The organism is Janthinobacterium sp. FW305-129 (genome assembly GCF_020858115.1).
GTDB lineage: Bacteria > Pseudomonadota > Gammaproteobacteria > Burkholderiales > Burkholderiaceae_D > Janthinobacterium.
Window position 1 is genome coordinate 231,564 of sequence record NZ_JACYMM010000009.1, and the last position, 25,745, is coordinate 257,308.

Here is a 25,745-nt window from a genome sequence, read left to right on the forward strand (position 1 = left end):
AAAATCCTTATTGAGTGAGTGTATGACGTGGCGCAAGAAAGCAAGTATAGCCAAGCATGGCAGTTTCAGCAGGACAGCGCCTTCAGCCAAACAAACCATGCAAAAACCAGCGCGGCGCGGCGTCTTCTCCGCTGCCGGCGATGCGTTCGCGGTAGACCCAGTAATGGGCGTGGTCGAGGCCTTCCGCAATAAAATAATCGCGCGCCTGCGACTGGCCCCACCAGCCCGCCTCGATGCGTTCGGCCACGGACACCATTTTCAAAGGCGAGCCATAGAAGGGCCGGTGCTCGCGCATCAAGAGGGCGATGGGCTGGGCCAGCAGCCAGCCGGGACGGGGCATGCCGGGCAAGCCGGGCGGCAAGTCGGGTGGCGCGCTCTTGCCGCTGACCTTGGCCGGCAGCGGCAGCCACCGGTTGGCCGCCTCGGGGCGGTAATCGGCGCGCGGCACTGCCTGCAAGACATTCTCGGCGCCCAGGCGCGCCACCAGCAATTCCAGCAGGCGCTGGCGTTCCTGCGGCGTGCCGCCCGGCTCGGGAAACAGGCTATCGCTGGGCGGCGCCATCGGCTGCACCTGCAGCGCTTCCAGGGTGAGGCCGATCACGGGCGCATCCAGCACCAGCTGCGCCAGGCGCTCCTTGAGCAAACGCAATAAATGCTCGTCGCGCCAGACGGCCTCGCCCAAGGCCAGGTCGATGACGGTGGGCGGGCGCGCCACCCTGCCCCGCTCGTGCGCCAGCAGCAGCTGTATGCGCTCGACGGCGAATTGCCGCGCGCACAGCCAGCCCGTCATTTGCTGCAGCAGGCGGCGCGCGCCGAACAGCAGCGCGTCGGCGTGCTCGACGCGGTCGAACAATTCCAGGCTGGCGCGGAACGTGGGCGGCGCTTCGATCCAGACGAACAGTTCCGTGCCGTGGCCATGCGCGTCGTCGAGCATGGCCAGCAAGGCCCCGCCGCAGCGGCGCTGCAAGCCCGGACGCGGCAAGTGGCGCAGCTGCCCCAGGGTGCGGCAGCCGATGCCTTCGAACCAGTCCAGCCAGGCGCGCGCAGGCGGCAGCAAGGCGCACGGCAAGCCGTCGAGGCGGCGCACCAGACTGGCCATGCCCAGCACGCGGCCCCGGCGCGTGCCGGCGCGCGCCAGCAGCCAGGCGCCGCGTGCCGTGGGGGCGCACGACAGCTGGGCCGTGTAGCCGAGTGCGCGCAAGCTGGCCGCGATGTGCCGGCACAGGGCGCGCACGCCGCCGAACAGGCGCAGGCTGGCGCCCGCGTCGACGAGCAGGGTCGCTTCCTCGCCCTGCGCCACCAGCGGCGAATATTGCAGCAGCGCCAGCGCCACGGCCTGCAGGGCCTGCGCTTCCAGCTCGGGCGAGCGTTCGTGCAGGCGCGCCTGCGGCGCCAGCATCAGCGCGCCCGCGCGGCGCATGCCCGGCTTGACGCCGGCGGCCAATGCCAGCGGCGACACGGCCATCACTTGCTCCTGCTCCAGCACCACGCCGAGGCTGTCAGCCGACCAGCGCGGGCAAAACACTTCGAGCGGGAGCCGGGGCAGGTACAGGCCGATCCAGAGTCGCATGACGCAGCAATAAAGAAGGAGGTTGCAGGGGCAGGAACAACGGCGCGTCGCGCTGCGGCCCCCGGCGCTTGATGAAGCCGATCTCGATGCCGCCGGCGGCCGGGCGCACGGACAGGCGCAAGGGCGCCGGCGACGCATCCTGCGCGCCGTGCAGCGGGCGCAGCATGCAGAACAGGGTATTGCCCGACTGCGCCGCCAGGTGCAGCCGGCGCAGGCTGTCGGCGCGCACGTGCGATTGCCAGAACAGCAGGGCGCCGCACATGCCGCTGCGCAAGATGTTTTCCGCCGCCCACAGGGCATCCTTGCTGCCGGCGCTTTTGAGCCACAGCAATTGCGACGGCGCCAGCCCCTGCGCGGCCAGGGCCAGCGCCTGCGGCGGATGGGGCGGCTGCAGCAGCACGATGGGCAAGCCCGGCAGCTGCGCCAGCGCGGGCGCCAGCAGCCGCAATTCGCCGCTGCCCGGCTGCTGCACCAGCAGATCGATGAGGCTGCCGCTGGGCCAGCCGCCGCCGGGCAGCTGCGCGGACAAGGCGGCAAAGCCCGTGTCCAGGCAGCGCGCGGCGCCCTGGCCCAGCTGCGATGCGCGCCATAAAGACGGATGCAAGGCTTCCGGCGACGCCATCAATTGGGAATGTTGCATAATTGGCTAGGGAGATAAATACTGTATGCATATACAGTACTATCCGGCCCCGCTTTTGGCAAGGCTTATCTGCCAGAGAACGTGCCCGGGGCCGCTCCGCCATGTCCGAAAAACCCCGTTTCTGGCATCGATTGCTGTACCATAAGCACTCTCCTTACCGCTCGGCAATGCACCGGGCGGCTTCCTCCGTCCATAAGGAAACGCATTTGACCACCATCCAAATCATCAGCGCCATCGTCTTCGGCCTTGCGCTCATCCACACCTTCGCCGCCAAGTCGTTTGAAACATTATCGCGGCGCCACCCCCGCCATGCGGGCTTGCTGCATCTGCTGGGCGAAGTGGAAGTCGTGTTCGGCTTCTGGGCCTTCATCCTGATCATCATCATGGCCTTTGTCTCGGGCAGCGATGCGGCCATCGAGTATGCCGAGTCGCGCCATTACACGGAGCCGCTGTTCGTCTTCGTCGTCATGGTCGTGGCCGCCTCGCGCCCCGTGCTGGACGCCGTGCAGCGCCTGCTCAAGGGCGTGGCGCGCGTGATGCCGCTGCGCACGGAACTGGCCCTCGTCTGGCTGGGCCTGGCGCTCGTGCCCCTGACGGGCTCCCTGATCACGGAACCGGCCGCCATGACCCTGGCCGCGCTGATGCTGGCGCCGCAAATCTTCCGTCCGGGCATCCCCGAATGGCTGAAATATGGTGCGCTGGGCGTGCTGTTCGTCAACGTTTCCATCGGCGGCACCCTCACCTCGTACGCGGCGCCGCCCGTGCTGATGGTGGCCACCACATGGAACTGGGACAGCGCCTACATGGCCACCCATTTCGGCTGGAAAGCCGCCATCGCCGTGCTGGTGAATGCCACGGGCGTGAGCATATTGCTGCGCAAATATCTGCACAGCAACACCTCCGACATCAAGCCGAAAGCGGGCGAAGTGGAAGCGCCGAAAGTGCCGCTGGCCGTCAGCCTCGTGCACATGATCGTGCTGGCCGGCGTCGTTACCCTGGCGCATCATCCCGTGCTGTTCATCGGCCTGTTCCTGTTCTTCCTCGGCTTCGTGCAGGCGTATGAGCGCTATCAAAGCCCGCTGATCCTCAAGGAAGGTTTATTGGTCGGCTTCTTCCTCGGCGGCCTGGTGGTACTGGGCGGCATGCAGCAATGGTGGCTGCAGCCCATCGTTTCCAGCCTGAAACCTCTGGCCCTGTTCTTCGGCGCCCTGGGCTTGACGGCGATCACGGACAATGCGGCCCTCACCTACCTCGGTTCGCTGATCGTCGGCATGACGGACGAAGCGAAATACATGCTGATGGCCGGCGCCGTGGCCGGCGGCGGCCTGACCGTCATCGCCAATGCGCCGAACCCGGCCGGCGTGGCCCTGCTGCGCCGCGGCTTCAAGGATGAATCGATCGGCGCCGTCGGCCTGCTGGCCGGCGCCCTGCTGCCGACGGCCGTGGCCGGCCTGGCCTTCCTGGCTTTGTAAGCACCCTCGCGGGGCGGCTGCCTGCCGCCCCCGCCCCCTCAGTTACCCTCCTCAGTTTCCTTCATACACGAGGAAATGCAGCCGGTCATAGAACAGGCTGTAGGCATAGTCGAACGTGCCCACGCTGCGAAAACCCTTGTGCAGATACACTTGCAGCGCTTCGCTCTTTTCCCACACCGTCAGGGTGATGCGCGCACAGCCCTTGCGACTGGCCAGGTCGCGGATTTCATGGAACATTTGCCGGAACAAGCCCTGGCCACGGTATTTCTCGTCGATGGCCAGGCTGCTGACGAAACAGTCGTCGGCGCGCGCATGCGCGAGCACGAAGGCGTCATACGCATCGTCGAGCGCCTTCATGTCATCGCGGTAATATGACTCGGCGCCGCAAGCCTGGAACTCGGCCATCGTCGCGGCCGTGAAAAAGCCGATGAAACGGTCGTCCTCGTCATGCAGGCCGTGGATGTGCGCCAGATACGGATCGATATTCTGCCGCCGCTGCAATTCGACGAACTGCAGATTGAGTTTATTGCCAAACGAACAGTATTCCAGATAGCTGGTGGCAAACAGCAATTTGGCCATGCGATTCTTCGCCTCGTCGCCCAGCAGTTCGCCCGCCACCAGCGTGAGCGGCGCATGCGACAGCAAGCCCGCCTGTGCCTCGTCGCCTGGCGGGACGGCATCGCCGGGGGCCGGCATGCGGCTGCCGTGGCGGCCCACGGTGGGGCGCCAGAAATTGCCGGCGGCAATATGCTGCGAACGGTGGGCCAGCAGGTAGCGGCAAAAGACGTCATTCACGCGGTCCAGCTGCGGGTCGTCCGACAGCACGGAGTAATAGTGAAAATGGTCGATATCCGCCCGCAGCTGGGCAGCATACGCCATGCGCGGCACTTCCTCGATGTCGAACACGTCGACGATATTGGGCAAGATCAAAGGATCGTCGAGTTGCCAGCCGATGTCGTCCAGCCGGGCCACGCAGCGCGCATACGCGCGCCGCTCCTCGTCGCTCAAGGGGATGTGCATGCCGGTAATGATATCGTCCAGCAGCCGCATGCCGCGGATGCCGCCCGCCACCGCTTCGCGCACGCCGTCGTACAGCACGCAATAGCGCTGGTAGAACTCGGCATGGCTGAGCACGGTCACGCCCAGATTCTTCTTCCATTCAGCATAGAACTGGCCAAACAGCTGCGCCTCGAATTGCGGGCAGGAACGGGGGATTGCCTCTTCAATGCCAGCATACGCGAGATTCACATTGCGCTGGATCACGCGCAGCGCGGCGTCGTTCTTCTTGGCGATCAGCATGCCCGTTTCATCGAGAAACAGATTCATCCAGCTGACATGCCGGCGCGCTTCGCCCTCGCCTTCCCCATGCTGGAAATAGTCGGGCACTTCCGGCTTCATCAGGAAAATCGTCGCCGGATTGTGCGGGATCGTATCGACATCCATGTACATGCCGCCGTATTCGCACATGATGAGGATGCGGAAATAATCGGACAGGGTGGCGAAGTAGCGCTGCGTATGCAGGGTGTCGAGGATATCGAAGCGGGCCGGCGCGAAATCGAGCGCCAGCGCGCGCAGCGAGTTGATGTGCAGGGTCGTGCCGCCGATGGCGTAGCGGCCTATCGTGTAGCGCCCGGCACCGCCCGTGGGGCTGAAGCGTTCGTCATTGCGCAGCTGCTGCGCATCCCACACCCACAGGATGGAGACATACGGCGCGCCGCCGTTGTGCCGCACTTCTTCCAGCGCCGCGCCCCACTGCCCGATCGCCTCGGCAGCGATGGCCGGCAGCGGCCCGCCCATCCAGATGCGGTGCAGGTAGCGCTCGTCGTCGCCGAGCGCGCGCGTGGGGATGCAGCTGAGCGAGGAACAGCTTGCGGCATTGAAATGCGTAAAATTGCCGGCGACGAAGCTGCGCAGGGCCGCGATGCCCGCCTGGTGCTCCGCAGCCAGTTGAGCCAAATCAATGCCGGGGGGCCGGATATCGGCCAGAGTGATGTAATCGAGTTTCAGCCGGTGAATGCGGAACTCGTATTCCAGGTTGAAAATCTTTGCTTGATCGTGTTTCGAGGCCAGGTCATCTATTTTCATGGGCGCACCATTTTCCGCAGGAGAGTGTCAATAAACGTCGCAGGAGGTAAAACAAGGTCGGGAACATGCGCATCGTTGCGCCATCAGTGCCGGGCCAGCCGCACCCCGCTTTCCCGGCGCCCCGCCATGCCCCGCGTAAACAACAGCAGGCAGGCCGTGATGACCACGATGACGGGGATATTCAGCAGCGCATACGTTTCCAGCGAATAGCCGAAGCGCTGGCACAGCACGTTGTACAACTGCAGCCAGGCGGACAGATAAATGCAGTACAGCAAGCTCATGGCAGCCGTCGTCAAGGTCATCGATTCCTTGCTGGCCGTGATCGCGCTGCGTATCAGGGCGCCGTTGAACAGGCCGAAGCCGATGGAATAGACGAACATGCAGGCGGCAAACACGTCGACGTGATGGCGGCCCAGGCCCGCACCGAGCATGCCGGCGGCCGCGATCAGCCCGCCCAGGCGCAGCAGATGGACGAGCGGAAAATCCTGGCGCAGGCGCTGGATGGCGATGCTGCTGATCACGAAGCCCGACAGAATCACGCATTGCAGCGCGATATACGTGGCGTAGGACGCGCCCATTTCCTGCAGCACGAAGATGGGCGAGAAGCCGATCCAGGCCGTCAGGGGCACGGTGGCCAGCCCGGCCGTGAACATGCCGAACATGAAGCGCCCGTTGCTGAAAATGGCGGCATAGCTGCGCACGATGGCGGCAAGGTCCAGGCGCGGCCGCGCCGGCGCCGTGCGCGGCATGGTCTTGAACAGGCCCAGCAGGGACAGCAGCGCCAGCAGGCCGGAGAGGAAAAACACATAGCGCCAGTCCAGCCGGCTGATGATGGCGCTGCCGAGGATGGGGCCGGCCAGGGGCGCGAGGATGGTGGTGCTCGACAGAATGCTGCTGAGCTTGACGGCCGCCATGTCGTCGAACAGTTCATGGATCATGGCATAGCCGACGAAGATGAAGCAGCAGCCCATGCCCTGGATGAAGCGCACGGCGAGAAATTGCTCGATGGAAGTGGCAAACGGTACGGCCAAGGTCGCCAGCAGGAACAAGGTATTGCCGGTGAGCACAAGCTTGCGCTTGCCGATGGTATCGGCCAAAGGCCCCAGGAATATCTGCAGCGAGCTGCCGCCCAGCAAATACAGGCTCAGGGCCAGGGGGACGAATTTTTCCTCCGCCTTGAATTCGTCGACGATGCCCAGCATCGCCGGCATGATCATGTCGTTCGACAGATAGATATTCAACTCAAAAACGAGAAAAAACGCAAAAAAACACAGCAACTGCCTGGACTTGATGGACATGGCGCGTTCCGTAACGTGGGTGGCTGCCGTCAGTGCGTGCCCGCCGTCGGGGCATGGGACGGCAGACACGTCTCACACTGAAAACGTGTACCAATTGTATACCAGTTAGGGTTTTTGACGCCTGTTTTTGTGATTTTTAAATACCGCAGCAATACCACTTATGAAAATGCGCATGGTATGGCGGCAATGGTACCCGGGCTGAAAAGGGCGCGGCCCGCATGCCGGCGCGCGGCAGCGGGCATGCGGGGAAGGAAAGAGCGATGCGTACCAGTGCCCTGCCGCGCCGTTGCGGCGCGCGGCGCGGCGGCTCAGCGGCGGCGGTGGCCGGCGAAGAAATCGAGCAGCATCTTGCTGGCGTCGGGCCTGGCCTTGTCGTTGAACGGCAGGCTGGCGTCGCCGCCGCTCCACGCGTGCTCGAGGTGCTCGACCTGCGCCACGCGCAGCAGCACCTGCTTGCCCACCTGATAATCGTGCAGCGCATAAGCATGGGCCGGATTGCGCCCGCCCGCCGCGCCGCCGGGCAGGCGCTGCGCCGTCACCAGCGTGTCGGCAGGCATGCGGTTGACGCGCACGCTCTGGCGCACCAGCTGCGTCTGGTTAATGGGCCGCACCACCTTGTCGGCCAGCCCCTGCAGCAGGATGGTGGGCAGGCCGGGGAACGCGGGCTGGCGCGCCAGCACTTCATCGATGGCCGCGTCCAAGCGGGCGGCGGCGCCATGCTGCATCACGCCCAGCGCGCCGATCAGGTTATGCCCGGCGCCAAACACGGGCCCCGAATGCAGACCCAGCGCGGCGAACAGATGCGGATGGTTCAGGGCCACGATATGCGCCATGCCGGCGCCAGCGGAAATGCCGCAGATATAGATGCGCGCGCGGTCGATCGCATGGCGGGCCGCCACCTGCTCGATGGCGCCGACGATCAGGCGCACGTCGCCGCCGCCCTCCTGCGTCAGCTTGTCGTACCACTTCCAGCAGCGGCGCGCATGCGAACGCAGCGATTGCTGCGGATACAGCACGGCATAGCCCTTGCGTTCGGCCAAGCGGTTCATGCGCGTGCCTTCGGCAAACTGCGTGGCACTCTGCTCGCAGCCGTGCAGCATCACCAGCAGCGGCCGGCCCCGGCTGCGCATGGCGGCGCTGGGCGCCTTCTCGGGCAGGTACAGGAAATACGGCAGGCGCCGGCCCGGCAACTGCCCCAGCTCCGGCAGCGGCGCATAGTGGGCGGCCAGCCATTTGCCCGGCGGGGGCGCCGTTCGCTTGCGCACGCGCGGGGGCGACAGGGGCGTGGCAAACGGCGCCAGCGACGGCAGCGCGTCGCTGGCGGGTCGGGCGCGCGGCGTCGGCCTGGCCTTGGCACCGGTTTTGTTCACTGCCTTGCGGACCCTGGGCTTGGCCGGCACGGGCCCGAACAGCACCTTGGCCAGCTTGGTCGCCGTGCGCTGCTGCGCCTTGCCGGCGCGCAATAGCCCGCGCAGCCATTTGGTGGCGGGCTTCACCATGGCTTGCAGCGCAGCTGTCGTGGTGGAGCGACCCGCAAGTTCATCCCTGTGCATCGTTGCATCGTCAGCATGTGCGGCCTCCTCCGTAGAACGCATAGAGTACCGCAATTGGACCACGGCACCGTACGTTTGCGCACGGATAAAAGTGCCCTTGGCACCATTGAGGCAGATCAAATGCGACCCTGTGTGCATGCGTAATCTGGGTGTTCGATCAGCACTTCACGAGGAGAGAACACCATGAGCTACCTGGATCGCGACATCCTGGGCATGTACCGCAACCACGACGGCCCCGGGCCGGCCCTGATGGGCGCCGATACCCTGATCGGGGACGAAGTCTACAATCACAACGACGAGGAATTGGGCGATATCAAGGAAATCATGCTCGACATGCGCACGGGCCAGATCGCCTATGCCGTGCTGTCCTTCGGCGGCATCCTGGGCATGGGCGACAAATTGTTTGCCGTGCCCTGGGAACGCCTGACGCTGGACACCGTCAACAAGCGCTTCCTGCTGAACGTGGACAAAAGCCAGCTGAAAGACGCGCCCGGCTTCGACAAGAACAACTGGCCCGACATGGGCAGCGACGCCTGGAACCAGCAGATGGAAGCCTTCTATGGCAGCGGCACGCGCTACGGCAGCATGGCGGGCAGCCGCATGCCATCCGGCAGCGACCTGCGCGGCGGCGCCAGCCTGCAATCGGGCAGCGAAGGCAGCATGTCCGGCACCTCCATGAGCGGCAGCCGCGCCGGCACGGGCAGCCAGAGCGGCTCGCGCTCATCACTCAGCGACGATGAATAGGATAAACGAAGGTGGGATTAGCTACATTGCTGACCATCGTTAGCGTCACGGCGCCTCTAGGTTTATAGAGGTGCCATCACCGCTGCATGGATTCCCATACCTTCTGCTGCCGCTTGGCAGACACCGGCATCGGCGTGCGCAACTCCTGCGCAAACAGCGACACGCGCAGCTCTTCCAGCATCCAGCGGAAGTCGACCAGTTTCGGATCCGTGTTCTTGCCGGCCTGGCGGTCCTTGGCCTGGCGCAAGTACGGCGCGGCCGCCGATTGCCATTCGGCCATCAACTTGGTGTCGCGGGCGGGATCGGCGCGCAGTTTTTCCAGGCGCACATTGATCGCCTTCAGATAGCGGGGGAAATGCGCGAGTTGCGTGTACTCGTTTTCCGTCAGGAAACGTTTATGCACGAGGCCCTGCAGCTGCGCCTGGATATCGGATGCGGCCGCGGCAGGAATATTTTGCAGGCGCTTCGGCAAGCCGTGGAATTCCGTCAGCACTTGCGACAGCAAACGGGCGATTTCATTGACCAGCAAGACCAGGCGCGACTTGCCTTCCGCCTGCCGCTTGGCGAACGAGGCGGCGTCCAGCGGCAGCGGATCTTGCAAGCAGGCAATATCGAGCGCCTTGTTGATGATTTGCTCGCGCAGCTCTTCCTGCGAGCCCAGAGCCATGAATTGCATGCCCATCTGCTGTAAACCAGGAATGCTTTTCTCGACGTACTTGATCTGCTCCTTCATCTGCAGCGCAAATAAACGGCGCAAACCGACCTTGTGCGTACGGGCGGCCACGGTCGGGTCGTCGAACACTTCCAGGTCGCAATGCGTGCCCTTGTCGACCAGGGCGGGGAAACCGATCAGTGTCAGCTTGCCCTGCACGATTTCCAGCAGCTCCGGCAGCTCGCCGAAGGTCCAGGCCGTCAAACCCATGTGCTGCGAGACGGTGGCATTCGGGGATGCCGGGGCCGGGGCAGCGCCCCTGGCCGGCGCGCCACCCTTGCCGGCCGCCGCGTTGGCGGCGCCCTGCGCTTGCGCCTGCAGCCGCGACGCCACCTGCGCGCCCGCCACCTTGGCGCCGGGCGTACCCGTGCCCGAGACGCCCGACACTTCGGCCAGCTTCTGGAAACTCTGGCGCGCCTGGCCGCCGAATTCCGCCTGCAGGGTGGCCAGGTTGCGGCCCATGTCCAGCTGGCGGCCATGCTCGTCGATCACCTTGAAATTCATGAAGTGATGGGCAGGCAGGGTTTCCGGCTTGAAGTCCGTCGTCAGCACATTGATCGTGATTTGCGTGCGGATGTCGAGGATGATGGCATCGATCAGGTCACCGCGGCCAAACACGCCCGCTTCATGCACGCGCTCGCAGAACTTGGCCGCGTAATCAGGCAGCGGCACGCAGTGGCGGCGCAGCTTTTGCGGCAAGGACTTGAGCAGCAGGTGCACTTTTTCCTTCAGCATGCCCGGCACCAGCCATTCGCAACGCTCGCGCGGCAACTGGTTCAGCGCATACAGGGGCACGCTCAAGGTCACGCCATCGCGCACGCTGCCCGGCTCGAAGTGATACGTGAGGCCCATTTCCAGGCCCGTCACGGACATGGTTTTCGGGAACAGGTCCGTCGTCACGCCGGCCGCCTCGTGGCGCATCAGCTCTTCGCGGTTCAGGTACAGCAGCTTCGGATTCTCGCGCGTGGCTTCCTTGTGCCACTTTTCGAAACCGGCGCCATTGCACACGTCCGCCGGCAGCAACTTGTCGTAGAAGGCGGCGATCAGTTCATCGTCGACCAGCACGTCCAGGCGGCGCGACTTGTGCTCAAGGTTTTCGATATCCTTGATCAGTTTATGGTTGTGCGCAAAGAACGGCGCGCGCGTGTCGAAGTCGCCGCCGACGAGGGCGTCGCGGATGAAGATTTCGCGCGCTTCCGGCAAGTTGAAGTTGCCGTAATTGATGCGGCGCTGGCTGTACACCACCAGTCCATATAAAGTCGCCCGTTCGGACGCCGTCACTTGCGCCGAGCGTTTTTCCCAGCGCGGTTCGCCCCACGATTTCTTCAGCAGGTGCTCGCCCACTTTTTCCAGCCACTCGGGCTGGATCTGCGCCACGCAGCGCGCGTACAGCCGCGTCGTGTCGACCAGCTCGGCCGCCATGATCCACTTGCCCGGTTTTTTCAGCAGCGAAGAACCAGGCCAGATGTGGAACTTGATGCCGCGCGCGCCCAAATACCCCGCGCCCGGCTCGTCCTCGCCCTTGAAGCCGATATTGCCCAGCAAGCCAGTCAACAAGGCCATGTGCAGATTATCATAGGTGGCGGGCGCTTCGTTCAGGCGCCAGCCCTGTTCCTTGACAATGGTCAACAACTGCGAGTGCACGTCGCGCCATTCGCGCAAGCGCATCTGCGACAGGAAATTCGTGCGGCAATTGTCCTGCAACTGGCGGTTGGTCTTCTTGTGCTCGATGGCGGATTCGAACCAGCGCCAGATTTTCAAATAGCTCAGGAATTCCGACTTTTCATCGGCAAATTTCTTGTGCGCCTCGTCGGCCGCCTGCTGGTGCTCCATCGGGCGGTCGCGCGGGTCCTGCACGGACAAAGCGGAAGCGACGATCAGCACTTCCGTCAGGCAGGCGTTATCGAGCGCGGCCAAAATCATGCGGCCCACGCGGGGGTCGAGCGGCAGCTTGGCCAGCTTGTTGCCCAGCGGCGTGAGTTTGTTGACTTCATCGACGGCACCGAGTTCCTGCAGCAGTTGATAACCGTCGGCCACCGCGCGCGCCAGCGGCGGCTCGATGAAGGGGAAGGTTTCCACATCCGTCAGGTGCAGCGACTTCATGCGCAGGATGACGGCCGCCAGCGAGGAACGCAGGATTTCCGGCTCCGTGAACTTGGGGCGCAGCAAATAATCCTGCTCTTCGTACAGGCGGATGCAGACGCCATCGGCCACGCGGCCGCAACGGCCGGCGCGCTGGTTGGCGGCCGACTGGGCGATCGGCTCGACCTGCAGCTGCTCGACTTTATTGCGGTAGCTGTAGCGCTTCACGCGCGCCAGGCCCGCGTCGACCACATAGCGGATGCCGGGCACCGTCAGCGAGGTTTCCGCCACGTTGGTGGCCAGCACGATGCGGCGCGCATTGCTGGTTTTAAACACGCGCTCCTGCTCTTCGGCCGACAGGCGGGCGAACAGGGGCAGGATTTCCACGTGCGGCGGATGGTGCTTGCGCAGCGCTTCGGCACAGTCGCGGATTTCGCGCTCACCCGGCAAGAACACCAGCACGTCGCCCGAGCCGATGCGGCACAGCTCTTCCACGCCATCGACGACGGCGTCCATCAGGTCGCGCTTTTCGCGCGCGGCAGCCGTTCTCTGGCCGGGCTTGTCCGCGTTCGCGGCACCCGGCATGGCCACCTGCTCGCGTTCCACGGGGCGGTAGCGCACTTCCACCTGGTACAAACGGCCCGACACTTCGATCACGGGCGCGGGTTTTTCCGGCGTGCCGAAATGGCGCGCGAAGCGCTCGGCATCGATGGTGGCCGAGGTGATGATGATTTTCAGATCGGGCCGGCGCGGCAGCAGCTGTTTCAGATAGCCAAGCAGGAAATCGATGTTCAGGCTGCGTTCGTGCGCTTCATCGATGATGATGGTGTCGTAATTTTTCAACAACGGGTCGGTCTGCGTCTCGGCCAGCAAGATGCCGTCCGTCATCAGCTTGACGGACGCGCCCTTGGTCAGCGTGTCGGCAAAGCGCACCTTGAAGCCCACGGTTTCGCCCAGCGGCGTGCCCAGCTCCTGCGCGATGCGCTTGGCCGTCGAGGAAGCGGCGATACGCCGCGGCTGCGTGTGGCCGATCAGGCCCTTCTGCCCCCGTCCCAGTTCCAGGCAAATCTTCGGCAATTGGGTCGTCTTGCCGGAACCCGTCTCGCCCGAGACGATGATGACCTGGTTGTCCATCAGGGCCTTGGCGATTTCTTCGCGCCGGCCCGAGACGGGCAAGTCTTCCGGATACGTAATCGGCGGCAGCGGATTGCGGAAAGCCTTTTCCGCTTCGCGCGCGGCACGGGCCGCGTCGCGGCTTTCCTGCCCCTCGCGCGGCGGACGCGGCGCGCGCTGCTGCTGTTGCTGTTTCTGCTGTTCCGCGCGCGGCGATTGCTGCCTTTGCTGGCTCACGGGCGGGCGTGATCGGCCTTGCGCAGGCGTGGCGGCAGGCATGGCAACATCCCCGCTGGCGGGCACATTTGCAACGGTGGAAGGAGGGGAAGACTTATTGCTGGCTGAAGACATTGTTTTTTACAGGTATTTTAAGCGCGCACATCGCGCAGCGAATTATAATGCGCTTAATGGAAAACCCTACCCAATTCGTCCAATGGCTGCGCTCCGTCGCGCCCTACATCCACGCCTTTCGCGGCAAGACCTTCGTGGTCGCCTTCCCCGGTGAACTCGTCAGCGCCGGGGCGCTGCAGGTGCTGGCCCATGATTTGTCCCTGCTGCATGCGCTGGACATCAATGTCACCGTCGTCTACGGCTCGCGGCCGCAGGTGGCGGAACAACTGGCGCTGCGTAACGTCGAAGGCCGTTTTCACAACGGCGTGCGCATCACGGATATCGCCGCGCTGGAATGCGCCAAGGAAGCGGCCGGCGAGCTGCGCCTCGATATCGAGGCCGCGTTCAGCCAGGGCTTGCCGAACACGCCCATGTCGCATGCGGCCATCCGTATCATTTCCGGCAACTTCATCACGGCGCGCCCGCTGGGCGTGATCGATGGCGTGGACCTGGAGCTGACGGGCATCACGCGCAAGGTCGACGCCGAAACCATCCACTCCATCCTCGGTTCGGACGGCCTGGTGCTGCTCTCGCCGCTGGGCTTCTCGCCGACGGGCGAAGCGTTTAATCTGACCATGGAAGACGTGGCGTGCAGCGCCGCCATCGCCCTGCACGCGGACAAGCTGATTTTCATTACCGAAACGCCGATGATGGAAGACGCCACGGGCGTGGAAATCCGCGAACTGTCGTCGCACCAGGCCGAAGCCGTGCTGATGGCCGGCTTCCTGCCCGACGCCACGGCGTTTTACCTGAAACATTGCGTCAAGGCATGCCACAACGGCGTCGAGCGCTCGCACATCGTACCGTTCTCGATGGACGGTTCGGCCCTGCTGGAATTGTTCACCCATGATGGCGTGGGCACCATGATCAGCCACGAAAACCTGGAAAGCCTGCGCCAGGCCACCATCGAGGACGTGGGCGGCATCATCAAACTGATCGAACCGCTGGAAGCGGACGGCACTTTGGTGAAGCGGGGCCGCGAGCTGATCGAACGCGAAATCGATTACTTCTCCGTCATCGAGCATGACGGCGTGATCTTCGGCTGCGCCGCCCTGTACCCGTTCCCGGCGCAAAAAATGGCGGAAATGGCCTGTTTGACCGTCAATCCGGAAGTGCAAGCCCAGGGCGACGGCGAGCGTATCCTGAAACACATGGAAAACCGCGCGCGCGCCGCCGGCCTGAACAAACTGTTCGTGCTGACCACGCGCACCTCGCACTGGTTCAAGAAACGCGGCTTCGTGCCGGCCACCGTCGACGACTTGCCGAAGGATCGCCAGCATATGTATAACTGGCAACGCAAATCGCAAGTCCTAATTAAAACCCTGTAACACGTGAAAAAGCCCGGCATGCCGGGCTTTTTCTTTGCGCAATATCAATATTTGATAATCAATTATTTGATGTTCAGCGGGGCAAACGATTTCACCAGGTCATCGAGCGCCTTCAACTGCGCCAGGAACGGTTCCAGCTGGTCCAGCGGCAAGGCGCTGGGGCCGTCGCAGCGGGCGTTGTCAGGGTCAGGGTGGGCTTCCAGGAACAGGCCGGCGATGCCGACGGCCAGGCCGGCGCGGGCCAGGTCCGCCACTTGCTGGCGGCGGCCGCCCGAGGCGGCGCCACCGGGGTCGCGCTGCTGCAGCGCATGCGTGACATCGAAAATGATCGGCAAGTCGTCACAGGTCTTTTTCATGACGCCAAATCCCAGCATGTCGACTACCAGGTTGTCATAGCCGAGGCAGGTGCCGCGGTCGCACAGGATCAACTGGTCGTTGCCCGCTTCCTTGAATTTCTCGACGATATTGGCCATCTGGCCAGGGCTCAAAAATTGCGGCTTCTTGATGTTGATCACTTTACCCGTTTTCGCCAGCGCCACGACGAGGTCCGTCTGGCGCGCCAGGAAGGCGGGCAATTGCAGCACGTCGACCACTTCGGCCACCTGCTGTGCCTGCCATGGCTCATGCACGTCGGTAATCACGGGCACGCCGAACGCCGCCTTGACGTCCTGGAAGATGCGCATGCCTTCTTCCAGGCCCGGGCCGCGGTAGGAATGGATCGAGGAACGGTTGGCCTTGTCGAAACTGGCCTTGAACACATAGGGAATGCCCAGTTTTTGCGTGACGCGCACATATTCTTCGCAGGCGCGCATGGCGAGATCGCGCGATTCGAGCACGTTGATGCCGCCAAACAGCGCGAAGCTGCCTGTATTGCTGACATCGATGCCATGGACTTTCACTGAGGTCATAGGGATTCCATATTGGTTAATTATTACTACTTGCTTGGAAGAGGCGCAGCCAGCGGCTGGCGCGACAAGGCATCTTACTAGCTAGGGCGGCGCAGATCAAATTTGATCCAGCGCAAGGGCGCGGCAAACGGCGCGTGGCCAGGCCGCGACGGCCCCGCGAGGAGACACGCAAAGTACCTTATAATCACGCTTTATCTCTACACTGATTCAGGAGCACAGATGGCCCGCACGATCCACTGCATCAAACTCAACAAGGAAGCCGAAGGACTGGATTTCCCGCCGTACCCGGGCGAACTGGGCAAGAAGATTTACGAATCGGTGTCGAAAGAAGCGTGGGCCGCCTGGCTCAAGCACCAGACCATGCTGGTCAATGAAAACCGTTTGAACCTGGCCGACGCGCGCGCCCGCAAATACCTGGCCACGCAGATGGAAAAGCATTTCTTCGGTGATGGCGCCGATGCGGCCATGGGTTACGTCCCCCCTACCGAGTAAGTTTTTCGCTTTGAATGTCCGTGGCCGCCGCGCCACGGGTAGCATTCCCCTCCCCGTTTCACGCAGCCTGATGCTGTTTCACGGCTTACCTTCCCCGTTTCGTCGCACCCCGCTCGCCGCCCCTGCCGCCGGCTGGCACAGTACGCCATCGACAACCTCATTCCAAGGCGGACACCATGTTGCAGCAAATCTTCAGCCACACTCCCCTGTATGTCTGGGCCATCCTGGGCTTCCTCGTGTACCGCGGCGTGCTGGCCAGCCGCGCGCGCGAAGTAACCTTGCGCAAGCTGTGCATCATTCCCCTGGTCATGCTGGCCCTGTCCCTGAGCGGCGTGCATGGCAGCTTCGGCTTGGCCGGCAGCGCGCCATTCGCCTGGGCAATCGGCGCCCTGGCCGGCGCGGCGCTGGCATGGTCGCTGGTCGATACGCGCAAGATAGTCGCCATTCCCGAACGGGCCAGCGTGCAGCGCCCCGGCAGCTGGGTGCCGTTGACCTTGATGATGAGTATCTTCTGCATGAAATATGCTGTCGCCGTGACCCTGGCCATCGCGCCGGCCTACGCCCATGCAATCGGCTTCAGCCTGCCAGTCTGCCTCGCCTATGGCTGCTTCAGCGGCATCTTCCTCGGTGGCTTGCTGCGCACCGTGGCCGTGTACCGGGCGGCGCAAATGACAAGCGGCCCGCAAGGGGCCGCCGTGTAGATCAGATGCAAACGCCGGCGAACGCCGGCTATCGTCTTAGTAGGCCAGCGTACGCACGCCTTCCGGCATGCCCAGCAGGCAAACGTTGGCGCCGCGCACGGCGAACAGGCCGACGGCGATGACGCCGACGATCTGGTTGATCTGCTGCTCCAGCGCCACCGGGTCGGCAATCTGCAAGCCCACGACGTCGATGATTTCGCCGCCGTTGTCGGTGATGAATGCTTCGGTGCTGCCGGCCTTCAGGCGCAAGCGGGGCGTGCCGCCCAGCGCGGCCAGCTGGCGCGAGACGGCGGCGCGCGCCATCGGCACCACTTCCACCGGCAGCGGGAAGGCACCGAGGGTCTCGACCAGTTTGGAGCCGTCGGCGATGCAGACGAACTGTTTCGCTACGGAAGCAACAATCTTCTCGCGCGTCAATGCCGCGCCGCCGCCCTTGATCATGGCGCCGCTGGCCGTGATTTCATCGGCGCCGTCGATGTAGACGGCGATCGACTCGACGTCGTTGAGGTCGAAGACGGGAATCCCATGGCCTGCCAGGCGCGCGGCCGTCGCTTCGGACGACGCAACCGTGCCTTTGATGCGGTCCTTGATCTTGGCCAGTTCATCGATGAAAAAGTTGGCGGTGGAGCCGGTACCGACACCGATGATTTCACCATCGACTACATAGTCAATGGCGGCGCGGGCTACGGCTTGCTTCAATTCGTCTTGGGTCATGGCATTCAGGCTAAAGTGAGGAATGGCGCTATTTTAACGGATTGCCAGCCCGGCCAGCCGGCCATCATGACCGATGGGGCGACTCAATACAACAGGCAAACGGGAAAACCTTGCCCTAGGGCAATTGCGCACCCAATTACACTCTATGCCCTCTAAAATATGCGAAAATGGAACGATTGACCGATATGACGTTTCAGGAATAGCACATGAATCACAGTAAGCAGGTACTTGTTGTCGATGACAGCCGGGTTTCACGTTTGATGTCGCATCAGTTCATCCTCAGCAAACATGCCGACTGGCAAGTGATTGAGGCGGCGACGGGTGAGGAAGCCCTGGAAAAAGTCAAGACCGTTACCCCTGTGCTGATACTACTGGATGTCAACATGCCCGGCATGGGCGGCATCGCAGCGGCGGAACAATTGCGCGCGCTGTGCCCGCAGACGCACATCATTCTCGTCACGGCCAATGTGCAGAACGCAACCCGCAACCGCGCCAGCGAAATGAAAGTCGGCTTCATGGAAAAACCGATCACGGAAACGCGCATCCACCAGCTGATCGATTCCCTGGGACTGTGAGCATGGTCAATCTCTCCGAACTCGAAAACGATGCCTTGGTAGAGATATTCAACATCGGGGTGGGCCATGCGGCGGCGGCCATGAGCGAGATCGTGAATGAAGAAGTCACCATGTCGGTGCCGTCGATCACCTTCCTGAACCGTGCCGACGCGGCCGCCTTGCTGGGAAGCAAGAAGGATGGCGATCGCATCTGCGGCGTCAGCCAGCATTACGATGGCGCCTTCGCCACCGAAGCCATCCTGATGTTTCCCGAAGATAAGAGCCTGGAAATCGTGCGCCTGATGGTGGGCGACGCCATGCCGCTGCAGGAACTGACGGAGATGGAACAGGAAGCGATGAGCGAGATCGGCAACATCATCCTCAATTCCTGCGTCGGAACCCTGGCCAACCTGTTCGACAGCGAACTGCATGGTTCGCTGCCTCTGTACCACGTGGGCACCAGCGCGGAAATCCTGTCCTCGTTCGGCGGCCAGGATGACGAGGCCGTCGTGCTGATGCTGCATATCGACTTCGTGCTGTCCAAGCACCAGATCCATGGCTATGTGGCATTCGTGCTCGACCTGTCCGCCTTGCACGACCTGAAGCAGCAGGTCAGCCGCTACCTGGCCAAGGTTCTGGGACAGGCGTGACGATCATGCCGGATGCCTTACACCGACTTGCCCTGCTCGAGAGCATACTCGGCGCCGTGAACCTGGGCGCCATCGTGCTCGATGAGCAGCACCGCATCGTGCTGTGGAATAACTGGATGGCGCGCCACTCGGCCTGTCAGGCGAACGCCGTGCTGGGCCAGGATTTTTTCGCCGTCTTTCCGGAACTGCGGCACAAGCGCATCGATTCGGCCATCACCCAGGCCCTGCGCGACAATTTCCAGTCGCTGCTGTCGCAAACGCTGCACAAGGCGCCGTTTGCCCTGTACACGCATGGCGCGACCGCAGGTGGCAACGACGGCGAGGAACGCATGCAGCAGGCGATCGCCGTCACACCGATCAATTTACCCGCTTCGCCGCGCCACTGCCTGATCCAGATCAATGATGTCACCATCGCCGTGGGCCGCGAAAAGCTGCTGCGCGAACAGACCATGGTCTTGCGCTCGCAAACCTTTTCCGATGGCTTGACGGGCATCGCCAACCGCCGCCACTTCGACGTGGCCATCGAAAAGGAAATGCGGCGCGCCACGCGTACCAGCAGCCCGTTGTCGCTGCTGATGATCGACATCGACCACTTCAAGGATTACAACGACCACTACGGCCACCAGCAGGGCGACGATTGCCTGATCCGCGTGGCGGCCGAACTGGCCGCCATGCTGCAGCGCCCCACCGACCTGCTGGCGCGCTATGGCGGCGAAGAGTTTGCCGCCATCCTGCCCGACACGGAGGCCGAGCAAGCGCTGAGCATGGCCGAGGCGATCCGCCAGCGGGCGGCCGACTTGCGCATTCCGCATGCCAAGACGGGCAACGACGTCAAGCACGTCACGGTCAGCATCGGCATCGCCACGCAGCACCCGCAGCAGCCGCTGGCCATCTCCGCCCTGATCGGCGCCGCCGACCGCGCCCTGTACCTGGCCAAGGGTGCCGGGCGCAACCGCGTGATGGTGCAGCCGCTGTAAAAAAAAGCAACGCAGGGCAAAGGATTCCAGTAGACATCTTTACGGCGTGTGCGTAGACTCGTTACTGATTGCAGCAACAACAACAAGAATTTATCTGTGGTATCTATCCCTGCGCGGCCCGCCCATGCGGGGCACGGCCAGGAGCGCTTGTGAATCTCGATCCTCCCCTCAGATCCGGCTTGCCGGGTGCCGGCATGGATACGACCATGGTGAACGGCATGCGCCTGCTGCTGTCGAGCGCTACCTTGCTGACTCTGTTCATCGACCCCGAAAGCGCCGGCAAGCTGAGCAAGATCACCTGGCTGATCTTTTCCGCGTACACCCTGCACAGCCTGCTGCTCTACCTGCTGGCCCTGCTGGGTTTCAGCCTGCCGCAGGACATCCTGCTGTACTGGCTGGACGTGGCCTGGTATGCGCTGATCGTGTTTTCCACCAGCAGCCACAACAATTTATTCTTCCTGTTTTTTTTCTTTGCCATCCTGACCTCCTCGTTCCAGCGGGGCTTCGAGGAAGGTGCGCGCGTCACCCTGGCCTCGGCCGGCCTGTTCGCCGCCACCGCCCTGTTCGGCGAAACGGATGCGGAACTGTCGCGCCTGCTGCTGCGCACCACCTTCCTGCTGGCGCTCGGCTACATGATCGCCTACTGGGGCGGTTCGGCCATCACCCAGCGCAGCCACCTGGCGCTGCTGCGCGACGTCAGCCAGCTGTCCAATCCCCGTTTCGGCGTCGACCAGACCATCACCTCGGTGCTGGAAAAGACCCGCAGTTATTTCAATGGCCGCAGTTGCCTGCTGATCATGCAGGACAAGGGCTCGCGGGTCTGGTCGCTGCGCAGCGTGATTTATACGGGCACGGGCGTCGTGCATACCAGTTCGCTCCTCAGCGACGACGCGGCCAGCCCCCTGCTTGCTTTTCCGCTCGATAAAATCGCGCTGTACAACCAGCCCGCCGGCCGCTGGCTGCCGTGGACGGGCGGCGCGCGCATGCTCGATCCCGACAGCGGGCGCTGGCTGCGGCATGACGATGCGGCCGGCGCCCGCCTGGCCGAACTGCTCGAAGCGCATGCATTCATCAGCGCGCCGCTGCCCTTGCGCAATGGCAAGGGACGCATCTTTGTCGTGTCCGCCACGAGCATGAGCAAGACGGATGCCCTGTTTCTCAGCCATATCGGCGCGCAAGCGTTTCCCGTCATTGAAAATATCGACCTGCTCGACCGCCTGGCGTCGCAGGCGGCCTCGCGCGAGCGCGAAAAGATCGCGCGCGACCTGCATGACACGGCCATCCAGCCGTACATCGGCTTGCGCCACGGCCTGGCCGCCCTGCGCAACGAAGCCACGCCGGGCAACCCGCTGCTGCCCGAGCTGGAAAAGCTGATCCTCATGTCGGGCCAGGTGATCACCGACCTGCGCAGCTACGCGCGCACGTTCAAGAATGGCCAGGTGCAAAGCGAGCCGGAACTGCTGGTGGCGCTGCGCCGCCAGGCCACGCAAATCCGCGAGTTCTACGGCATCGACATCGCCCTGCATATCGAAGGCGACCTGCACATCAACGACCGCCTGGCGGCCGAGGTGTTCCAGATCGTCAACGAGGGCATGAGCAATATCCGCAAGCATACGTCGGCGCGCCATGGCGCCGTCAAGCTGACCTGCGTGCAGGGCGCGTTGCACATCAGCATAGACAACGAATGCGCGGCCGCGCACGTGCCCGACTTCCTGCCCGACTCGCTGGCCGAGCGCGCCGCCGCCCTGGGCGGCACGGCCCGCGTCACGCATAGCATGTTGGGCAACACTTCCGTGCAAATCGAGATCCCCATATGAATGACAGTCGTGCCATGCCACCGCCCAGCCATACCATCAGCGTCATGCTGGTGGACGATCACAAGACCATGCTGTGGGGCCTGGAGCGGCTGATCGGCGGCGAACACTCGGGCATGCGCGTGGTCGCCACGGCGTCCGACAGCGCCGAGGCGCTGGAACTGGCGAAGGCGCTGCAACCGGATGTGATCGTGCTGGACCTGGACCTGGGGGGCATCAGCTCGCTGGCCATCCTGCCCGCGCTGGCGCAATGCGGCAGCACGCGCGTGCTGGTGCTGACGGCCAGCCACGACCAGGCCATCCTGGACCAGACGGTGCTCAAAGGCGCGCGCGGCATCGTCAGCAAGGATGCGCCGGCGGAAATGGTGCTCAAGGCCATCGAAAAGGTGTATCACGGCGAACTGTGGCTGGAGCACGCGATGCTGGGACGCATGCTGACGCAGCTGACCCAGCCGGGCGGCGGCTCGGCGCAAGCCATCGCCGTCGCCAGCCTGACCATCAAGGAACGCAAGATCATCGCCGCGCTGGTGCACGGCAGCGGCACGCCGGCCAAGCTGCTGGCGGACCAGCTGTTCATCTCCGAACATACCTTGCGCAATCACCTGACCTCGATCTACCGCAAGCTGGGCGTGTACAACCGCCTGGAGCTGTACGCCTACGCCACCAAGCACCAGCTGGGCCAATTGCCGCCCGGCGCCTGACACCACCGCAGCACCGCGCGGCGCCTGCCTCGCCGCGCGCCTCCCCCTCCCTGCAGCGACGCCAGCGGCCTCAATGGCCAGCCTGGGCACGCCCCCGCGCGTCCAGCTCGACCATGACAATTGTCACGAAAAAAACAAGCAGTTCCTCCTTGCAATAAAAGGATGTTCTTCTGATGTAGATCAATGTGCCGACTTCTATAGTGGATTTACCGGAGTGCAAATCACCGCGCGGCCCACCACGACACGGAGCACAGCATGCGCTTTGACAAGTTCCTTCCGACAGCCCTGATCACCTATTTGCAGGGCAAGGAAAAGGCTGCGTTCTACCGCTATGCCCTGGTGGCGGCCCTCATGGCGGTGGTCTGCATCATCGGACTGCTGGCACTGGGCGAGAGCCCATGACCCCGCCAGGTCAAAGCACCAGAAAGCAACACTGCAATGCCGTTTTACCCACCGCTGTACCTTAACCACCACCAGGAGTTGTCATGAACCTCATCAAAAACTTTATCCGCGAAGAAGATGGCGTCACCGCAATTGAGTATGGCCTGATCGCTGCCCTGATTGCCGTGGTGATCATCGCCGCCGTCACCATCGTCGGCACGCAGCTGAAAAAAACCTTCAGCACCATCGGCTCCAAGCTCACCACCGCCAATGCCTGACGCGGTGCTGTCCGGGCCGGCCCAGCGCCAGCCCGGACTACGCTGCCCCACATTCCCGGCACGCCCACCTTGACGAACGCATAGCGAGGCCCATCGTGAAATCTCTCTTCCGCCGTTTATCCGACGAGTCGGCCGTCACGGCGATCGAATACGCGCTGCTGGCGGGCCTGATAGCGGCAGTGCTGGTGCTCACGATCACCCTGCTCGGCGACCAGGTCAAGCTGCTGTTTGTCTACGTCAAGGACCAGGTGGTCCTGGCCCTGTCATGAACACCCTGCGCGCCTCGCTGCGCACCCACCGCGCCCTGCTGCTGATCGTGCTGCCGTACGCCGCCGCGGCGGCGCTGCTGGCCGGCAGCCTGCCCAGCGCCTCGGACGCCCTCAACGTGCTGGCCGGCTTCCTCGTGGCCATCCTCACGGGCCCCGTCTTCATCCTGTGCGGCTACACCATCCACGTCATGGTGACGAAACGCCCGCACCGCCTGTGCCACTATCTGTACCACGATCTGCGCCGCTACCTGAGCAACGAGCGCCTGCTGCACGCGCTGCCGGCCATGCTCTTGATCCCCATCTTCGCCTCCAGCTTCACCGTCTTCAAGGCCGCCATCCCGCGCCTGCATCCCTACACCTGGGATGCCAGCCTGTCCGCCTGGGACATGGCGCTGCATGGCGGCATGGCCCCCTGGGAAAGGCTGCAGCCGCTGCTGGGCCACCCGCTGATCACGGGCCTGCTCAACTTCAACTACCACTTCTGGTTCTTCCTGTTTTACGCCATCCTGTACTGGCTCATCCTCGATACGCGCCGCCCGCTGCTGCGCATGCAGTTCCTGCTCAGCTTTGCGTTGACCTGGATCGTCCTCGGCAGCATCCTGGCCGTGCTGTTTGCCTCGGTCGGTCCCTGCTACTACGGCCACCTGCACGCCAGCGACCCGTATGCGCCGCTGATGGCCTACCTGCATGACGCCAACCAGCACGTCCCCGTCTGGGCCCTGCAGGTGCAGGACATGCTGTGGCAGGGTTATCAAAGCAAGGGCGCGAACGGCGAGCTGGGCATCTCCGCCATGCCCAGCATGCATGTGGCCACGTCCGTGCTGATGGCCATGATGGGCTGGAGAGTCAGCCGCGCCGCCGGGATCGCCCTGTCCGCCTTCGCCGTGCTGATCCTGCTCGGCTCCATCCACCTGGGCTGGCACTATGCGCTCGACGGCTATGTGGGCGCGGCCGGCGCGGCGCTGGTATGGCGCCTGGTGGGACGGCTGCTGGGCAGCCAGGCCGCCGCACCCGCCATGCACCTGGCCACGGTGCCCTGCATGAGCAAGGAAGGACTGCCATCATGAACGCCCACCTGCCCATGCTGCTGTGCCTGGCCGTGCTGGCCACCTTGCTCGCCAGCGCCCTGTGGCACGACCTGCGCACGCGCCGCATCCCGAACCGGCTGGTGCTGTGGGGCACGCTGGCGGGACTGATCCTGAACGGCTTCGTGCCATCCGGCGCCGGCCTGTTCGACTCCTCCTTCGGCGGCCTGGGACTGCTGCAGGCGCTGGCCGGCGCCGCCGCCGGACTGGCCCTGCTGCTGCCCATGTACCTGCTGCGCGCCCTGGGCGCCGGCGACGTCAAGCTGATGGCCATGTGCGGCGCCTTCCTCGGCCCCGACGCCGTGCTCGAAGCGGCCCTGCTGACCTTCCTGTGCGGCGGCGTGCTGGCCCTGGCCGCCGCGCTGGCCGGCCAGCGCCTGCGCCAGGTGCTGAAAAACACCTATCACATGATGCTGGGCGCGCTGCTGCACAGCCTTGCCGGCGGCGCCGCCACGATCGCCGAACCGCCGCCGGCCACCGGCAAGCTGGCCTACGCCTTCGCCATCGCCAGCGGCACCGGCTTGCAGCTATTCCTGCAATACAACCATCTGTGGAGTCTGCGCTGAAACGCGCCGCCTGCCCGCCACCCCAGGAACTGACCATGGACACCATCGCCACCCTCTGCCACTCGCGCCGCGCCAGCCTGTTCACCAGCATCACCATGGCTTGCCTGTGGGCGCTGTTTGCCAGTGCCCACGTGGTGGGATTCCTGCACAGCGGCGACTGGAGCTATCTGCTGTTCTGCGCCGCCGAAACCCTGGCCGCCCTGTTCTTCATCGTGCGCTCGGCCCCCGTCAGCGTCTCCACCGATGCGGGCGACTGGCTGCTGGCCATCGGCGCCACCTTCGCCCCCTTCCTTCTGTCCCCCGCCGACATGGCCATCTGGCCCGGCGCGCGCTACCTGCTGGCCGTCGGCAGCCTGCTGCAGATCGCCGGCCTGCTGTCGCTGAACCGCAGCTTCGGCCTGGTGGCGGCGCAGCGCGAGATCAAGACGGGCGGCGTGTACCGCGTGATACGCCATCCCCTGTATGCCAGCTACCTGATTTCGCTGAGCGGCTACCTGCTGGCCAATACCTCGCCCGCCAACACCGTCACCTATGTTGCAACGATGAGCATGATGGTGGCGCGTTTGCTGCGCGAAGAACGCTTCCTGTCCACCGACGTGCGCTATCGCGTCTACATGCGGCAGGTGAAGTACCGCCTACTGCCCTTCATCTTCTGATCACCGGCCACC

The 25,745-nt window shown here is 63.9% G+C and carries 24 protein-coding genes; 16 read left to right on the forward strand and 8 right to left on the reverse strand.

Features of this window, described 5'->3' with window-relative positions; all coding sequences use genetic code 11:
- Positions 1 to 82 precede the first annotated feature (82 nt).
- Both IGS61_RS19535 and imuA read right to left on the reverse strand, forming a co-directional pair.
- Positions 83 to 1,570, reverse strand: coding sequence for a Y-family DNA polymerase (locus IGS61_RS19535; protein WP_230541187.1), 1,488 nt, complete (start codon positions 1,568 to 1,570; stop codon positions 83 to 85).
- The gene (gene imuA, locus IGS61_RS19540) at positions 1,500 to 2,210 is read right to left on the reverse strand and encodes a translesion DNA synthesis-associated protein ImuA (protein ID WP_230541188.1); all 711 of its coding nucleotides are present in this window, start codon (positions 2,208 to 2,210) and stop codon (positions 1,500 to 1,502) included. Before imuA ends, IGS61_RS19535 begins: the two co-directional genes overlap by 71 nt.
- A 206-nt stretch (positions 2,211 to 2,416) precedes the next feature.
- Between imuA and IGS61_RS19545 the strand changes: the two genes are divergently transcribed.
- Entirely contained in the window at positions 2,417 to 3,682 is a 1,266-nt protein-coding gene (locus tag IGS61_RS19545; RefSeq protein WP_230541189.1) for a putative Na+/H+ antiporter, read from the forward strand.
- 51 nt (positions 3,683 to 3,733) lie between these two features.
- On the opposite strand, the gene IGS61_RS19550 is transcribed toward IGS61_RS19545, so the two are convergent.
- From IGS61_RS19550 to IGS61_RS19560, 3 genes are all read right to left on the reverse strand, one after another.
- Positions 3,734 to 5,767: a GNAT family N-acetyltransferase gene (locus IGS61_RS19550; RefSeq protein ID WP_230541190.1), complete on the reverse strand. Its 2,034-nt coding sequence runs from the start codon at positions 5,765 to 5,767 to the stop codon at positions 3,734 to 3,736.
- Positions 5,768 to 5,850: 83 nt separating this feature from the next.
- Positions 5,851 to 7,065, reverse strand: a complete 1,215-nt coding sequence (locus IGS61_RS19555; RefSeq protein ID WP_230541191.1) for an MFS transporter — start codon at positions 7,063 to 7,065, stop codon at positions 5,851 to 5,853.
- 308 nt (positions 7,066 to 7,373) lie between these two features.
- The gene (locus IGS61_RS19560) at positions 7,374 to 8,618 is read right to left on the reverse strand and encodes an extracellular catalytic domain type 1 short-chain-length polyhydroxyalkanoate depolymerase (RefSeq protein ID WP_329958076.1); all 1,245 of its coding nucleotides are present in this window, start codon (positions 8,616 to 8,618) and stop codon (positions 7,374 to 7,376) included.
- Positions 8,619 to 8,801: 183 nt separating this feature from the next.
- On the opposite strand from IGS61_RS19560, the gene IGS61_RS19565 reads away from it, so the two are divergent.
- On the forward strand, positions 8,802 to 9,362 hold the full coding sequence (locus tag IGS61_RS19565; protein WP_230541192.1) for a PRC-barrel domain-containing protein: 561 nt from the start codon (positions 8,802 to 8,804) through the stop codon (positions 9,360 to 9,362).
- A gap of 76 nt (positions 9,363 to 9,438) precedes the next feature.
- Here the strand turns inward: IGS61_RS19565 and hrpA are convergent, their stop codons facing one another.
- Positions 9,439 to 13,620, reverse strand: a complete 4,182-nt coding sequence (hrpA, locus tag IGS61_RS19570) for an ATP-dependent RNA helicase HrpA (RefSeq protein WP_230541193.1) — start codon at positions 13,618 to 13,620, stop codon at positions 9,439 to 9,441.
- Positions 13,621 to 13,676: 56 nt separating this feature from the next.
- Here hrpA and argA point away from each other — a divergent pair, with 56 nt between their 5' ends.
- A complete protein-coding gene (gene argA, locus IGS61_RS19575) occupies positions 13,677 to 14,987 on the forward strand; it encodes an amino-acid N-acetyltransferase (protein ID WP_046685875.1) in 1,311 nt (436 codons plus the stop codon).
- Between the two features lie 62 nt (positions 14,988 to 15,049).
- Here the strand turns inward: argA and kdsA are convergent, their stop codons facing one another.
- Positions 15,050 to 15,895 (reverse strand): 3-deoxy-8-phosphooctulonate synthase, encoded by an 846-nt coding sequence (gene kdsA / locus IGS61_RS19580; RefSeq protein ID WP_034750794.1) that lies wholly within the window; start codon positions 15,893 to 15,895, stop codon positions 15,050 to 15,052.
- 219 nt (positions 15,896 to 16,114) lie between these two features.
- Between kdsA and IGS61_RS19585 the strand changes: the two genes are divergently transcribed.
- Both IGS61_RS19585 and IGS61_RS19590 read left to right on the forward strand, forming a co-directional pair.
- Positions 16,115 to 16,387, forward strand: a complete 273-nt coding sequence (locus tag IGS61_RS19585; RefSeq protein WP_034750797.1) for an oxidative damage protection protein — start codon at positions 16,115 to 16,117, stop codon at positions 16,385 to 16,387.
- A gap of 176 nt (positions 16,388 to 16,563) precedes the next feature.
- Positions 16,564 to 17,088 (forward strand): DUF6622 family protein, encoded by a 525-nt coding sequence (locus IGS61_RS19590; RefSeq protein ID WP_230541194.1) that lies wholly within the window; start codon positions 16,564 to 16,566, stop codon positions 17,086 to 17,088.
- A 36-nt stretch (positions 17,089 to 17,124) separates the two neighbouring features.
- On the opposite strand, the gene rpiA is transcribed toward IGS61_RS19590, so the two are convergent.
- Positions 17,125 to 17,802, reverse strand: coding sequence for a ribose-5-phosphate isomerase RpiA (gene rpiA / locus IGS61_RS19595; RefSeq protein ID WP_230541195.1), 678 nt, complete (start codon positions 17,800 to 17,802; stop codon positions 17,125 to 17,127).
- A gap of 206 nt (positions 17,803 to 18,008) precedes the next feature.
- Here rpiA and IGS61_RS19600 point away from each other — a divergent pair, with 206 nt between their 5' ends.
- The 11 genes from IGS61_RS19600 to IGS61_RS19650 all read left to right on the forward strand — a co-directional run bounded on the left by IGS61_RS19600 (position 18,009) and on the right by IGS61_RS19650 (position 25,733).
- Positions 18,009 to 18,377, forward strand: coding sequence for a response regulator (locus tag IGS61_RS19600; protein ID WP_230541196.1), 369 nt, complete (start codon positions 18,009 to 18,011; stop codon positions 18,375 to 18,377).
- A 2-nt stretch (positions 18,378 to 18,379) separates the two neighbouring features.
- On the forward strand, positions 18,380 to 19,006 hold the full coding sequence (locus IGS61_RS19605; protein ID WP_230541197.1) for a chemotaxis protein CheC: 627 nt from the start codon (positions 18,380 to 18,382) through the stop codon (positions 19,004 to 19,006).
- 5 nt (positions 19,007 to 19,011) lie between these two features.
- On the forward strand, positions 19,012 to 19,983 hold the full coding sequence (locus tag IGS61_RS19610) for a sensor domain-containing diguanylate cyclase (RefSeq protein WP_230541198.1): 972 nt from the start codon (positions 19,012 to 19,014) through the stop codon (positions 19,981 to 19,983).
- A 149-nt stretch (positions 19,984 to 20,132) separates the two neighbouring features.
- The gene (locus tag IGS61_RS27980; RefSeq protein WP_230541199.1) at positions 20,133 to 21,800 is read left to right on the forward strand and encodes a sensor histidine kinase; all 1,668 of its coding nucleotides are present in this window, start codon (positions 20,133 to 20,135) and stop codon (positions 21,798 to 21,800) included.
- Positions 21,797 to 22,498: a response regulator gene (locus tag IGS61_RS19620; RefSeq protein ID WP_230541200.1), complete on the forward strand. Its 702-nt coding sequence runs from the start codon at positions 21,797 to 21,799 to the stop codon at positions 22,496 to 22,498. Before IGS61_RS27980 ends, IGS61_RS19620 begins: the two co-directional genes overlap by 4 nt.
- Positions 22,499 to 22,753: 255 nt before the next feature.
- Complete coding sequence (locus IGS61_RS19625; protein ID WP_158300249.1) at positions 22,754 to 22,900, forward strand: hypothetical protein; 147 nt, start codon at positions 22,754 to 22,756, stop codon at positions 22,898 to 22,900.
- Positions 22,901 to 22,983: 83 nt separating this feature from the next.
- Entirely contained in the window at positions 22,984 to 23,157 is a 174-nt protein-coding gene (locus IGS61_RS19630; protein WP_230541201.1) for a Flp family type IVb pilin, read from the forward strand.
- Between the two features lie 95 nt (positions 23,158 to 23,252).
- Entirely contained in the window at positions 23,253 to 23,426 is a 174-nt protein-coding gene (locus IGS61_RS27985) for a Flp family type IVb pilin (RefSeq protein WP_230541202.1), read from the forward strand.
- On the forward strand, positions 23,423 to 24,493 hold the full coding sequence (locus IGS61_RS19640; protein WP_230541203.1) for a phosphatase PAP2 family protein: 1,071 nt from the start codon (positions 23,423 to 23,425) through the stop codon (positions 24,491 to 24,493). The genes IGS61_RS27985 and IGS61_RS19640 overlap by 4 nt, the downstream gene beginning before the upstream one ends.
- Positions 24,490 to 25,077, forward strand: coding sequence for an A24 family peptidase (locus tag IGS61_RS19645; RefSeq protein WP_230541204.1), 588 nt, complete (start codon positions 24,490 to 24,492; stop codon positions 25,075 to 25,077). Before IGS61_RS19640 ends, IGS61_RS19645 begins: the two co-directional genes overlap by 4 nt.
- Before the next feature lie 35 nt (positions 25,078 to 25,112).
- Positions 25,113 to 25,733, forward strand: a complete 621-nt coding sequence (locus IGS61_RS19650) for a methyltransferase family protein (protein ID WP_230541205.1) — start codon at positions 25,113 to 25,115, stop codon at positions 25,731 to 25,733.
- Positions 25,734 to 25,745: the final 12 nt, after the last annotated feature.

Excerpts from the sequence above, each read along its gene's own strand:
- IGS61_RS19590 (WP_230541194.1), top strand. The coding sequence starts at position 16,564 with ATGTTGCAGCAAATCTTCAGCCACACTCCCCTGTATGTCTGGGCCATC.
- IGS61_RS19585 (WP_034750797.1), top strand. The coding sequence starts at position 16,115 with ATGGCCCGCACGATCCACTGCATCAAACTCAACAAGGAAGCCGAAGGA.
- IGS61_RS19555 (WP_230541191.1), bottom strand. The coding sequence starts at position 7,065 with ATGTCCATCAAGTCCAGGCAGTTGCTGTGTTTTTTTGCGTTTTTTCTC.
- IGS61_RS19605 (WP_230541197.1), top strand. The coding sequence starts at position 18,380 with ATGGTCAATCTCTCCGAACTCGAAAACGATGCCTTGGTAGAGATATTC.
- hrpA (WP_230541193.1), bottom strand. The coding sequence starts at position 13,620 with ATGTCTTCAGCCAGCAATAAGTCTTCCCCTCCTTCCACCGTTGCAAAT.
- imuA (WP_230541188.1), bottom strand. The coding sequence starts at position 2,210 with ATGCAACATTCCCAATTGATGGCGTCGCCGGAAGCCTTGCATCCGTCT.
- IGS61_RS19640 (WP_230541203.1), top strand. The coding sequence starts at position 23,423 with ATGAACACCCTGCGCGCCTCGCTGCGCACCCACCGCGCCCTGCTGCTG.
- IGS61_RS19625 (WP_158300249.1), top strand. The coding sequence starts at position 22,754 with ATGCGCTTTGACAAGTTCCTTCCGACAGCCCTGATCACCTATTTGCAG.
- IGS61_RS19560 (WP_329958076.1), bottom strand. The coding sequence starts at position 8,618 with ATGCACAGGGATGAACTTGCGGGTCGCTCCACCACGACAGCTGCGCTG.
- IGS61_RS19645 (WP_230541204.1), top strand. The coding sequence starts at position 24,490 with ATGAACGCCCACCTGCCCATGCTGCTGTGCCTGGCCGTGCTGGCCACC.
- IGS61_RS19620 (WP_230541200.1), top strand. The coding sequence starts at position 21,797 with ATGAATGACAGTCGTGCCATGCCACCGCCCAGCCATACCATCAGCGTC.
- IGS61_RS19600 (WP_230541196.1), top strand. The coding sequence starts at position 18,009 with ATGAATCACAGTAAGCAGGTACTTGTTGTCGATGACAGCCGGGTTTCA.
- IGS61_RS19565 (WP_230541192.1), top strand. The coding sequence starts at position 8,802 with ATGAGCTACCTGGATCGCGACATCCTGGGCATGTACCGCAACCACGAC.
- IGS61_RS19535 (WP_230541187.1), bottom strand. The coding sequence starts at position 1,570 with ATGCGACTCTGGATCGGCCTGTACCTGCCCCGGCTCCCGCTCGAAGTG.
- argA (WP_046685875.1), top strand. The coding sequence starts at position 13,677 with ATGGAAAACCCTACCCAATTCGTCCAATGGCTGCGCTCCGTCGCGCCC.
- IGS61_RS19630 (WP_230541201.1), top strand. The coding sequence starts at position 22,984 with ATGAACCTCATCAAAAACTTTATCCGCGAAGAAGATGGCGTCACCGCA.
- IGS61_RS19550 (WP_230541190.1), bottom strand. The coding sequence starts at position 5,767 with ATGAAAATAGATGACCTGGCCTCGAAACACGATCAAGCAAAGATTTTC.
- IGS61_RS19610 (WP_230541198.1), top strand. The coding sequence starts at position 19,012 with ATGCCGGATGCCTTACACCGACTTGCCCTGCTCGAGAGCATACTCGGC.
- rpiA (WP_230541195.1), bottom strand. The coding sequence starts at position 17,802 with ATGACCCAAGACGAATTGAAGCAAGCCGTAGCCCGCGCCGCCATTGAC.
- kdsA (WP_034750794.1), bottom strand. The coding sequence starts at position 15,895 with ATGACCTCAGTGAAAGTCCATGGCATCGATGTCAGCAATACAGGCAGC.
- IGS61_RS19650 (WP_230541205.1), top strand. The coding sequence starts at position 25,113 with ATGGACACCATCGCCACCCTCTGCCACTCGCGCCGCGCCAGCCTGTTC.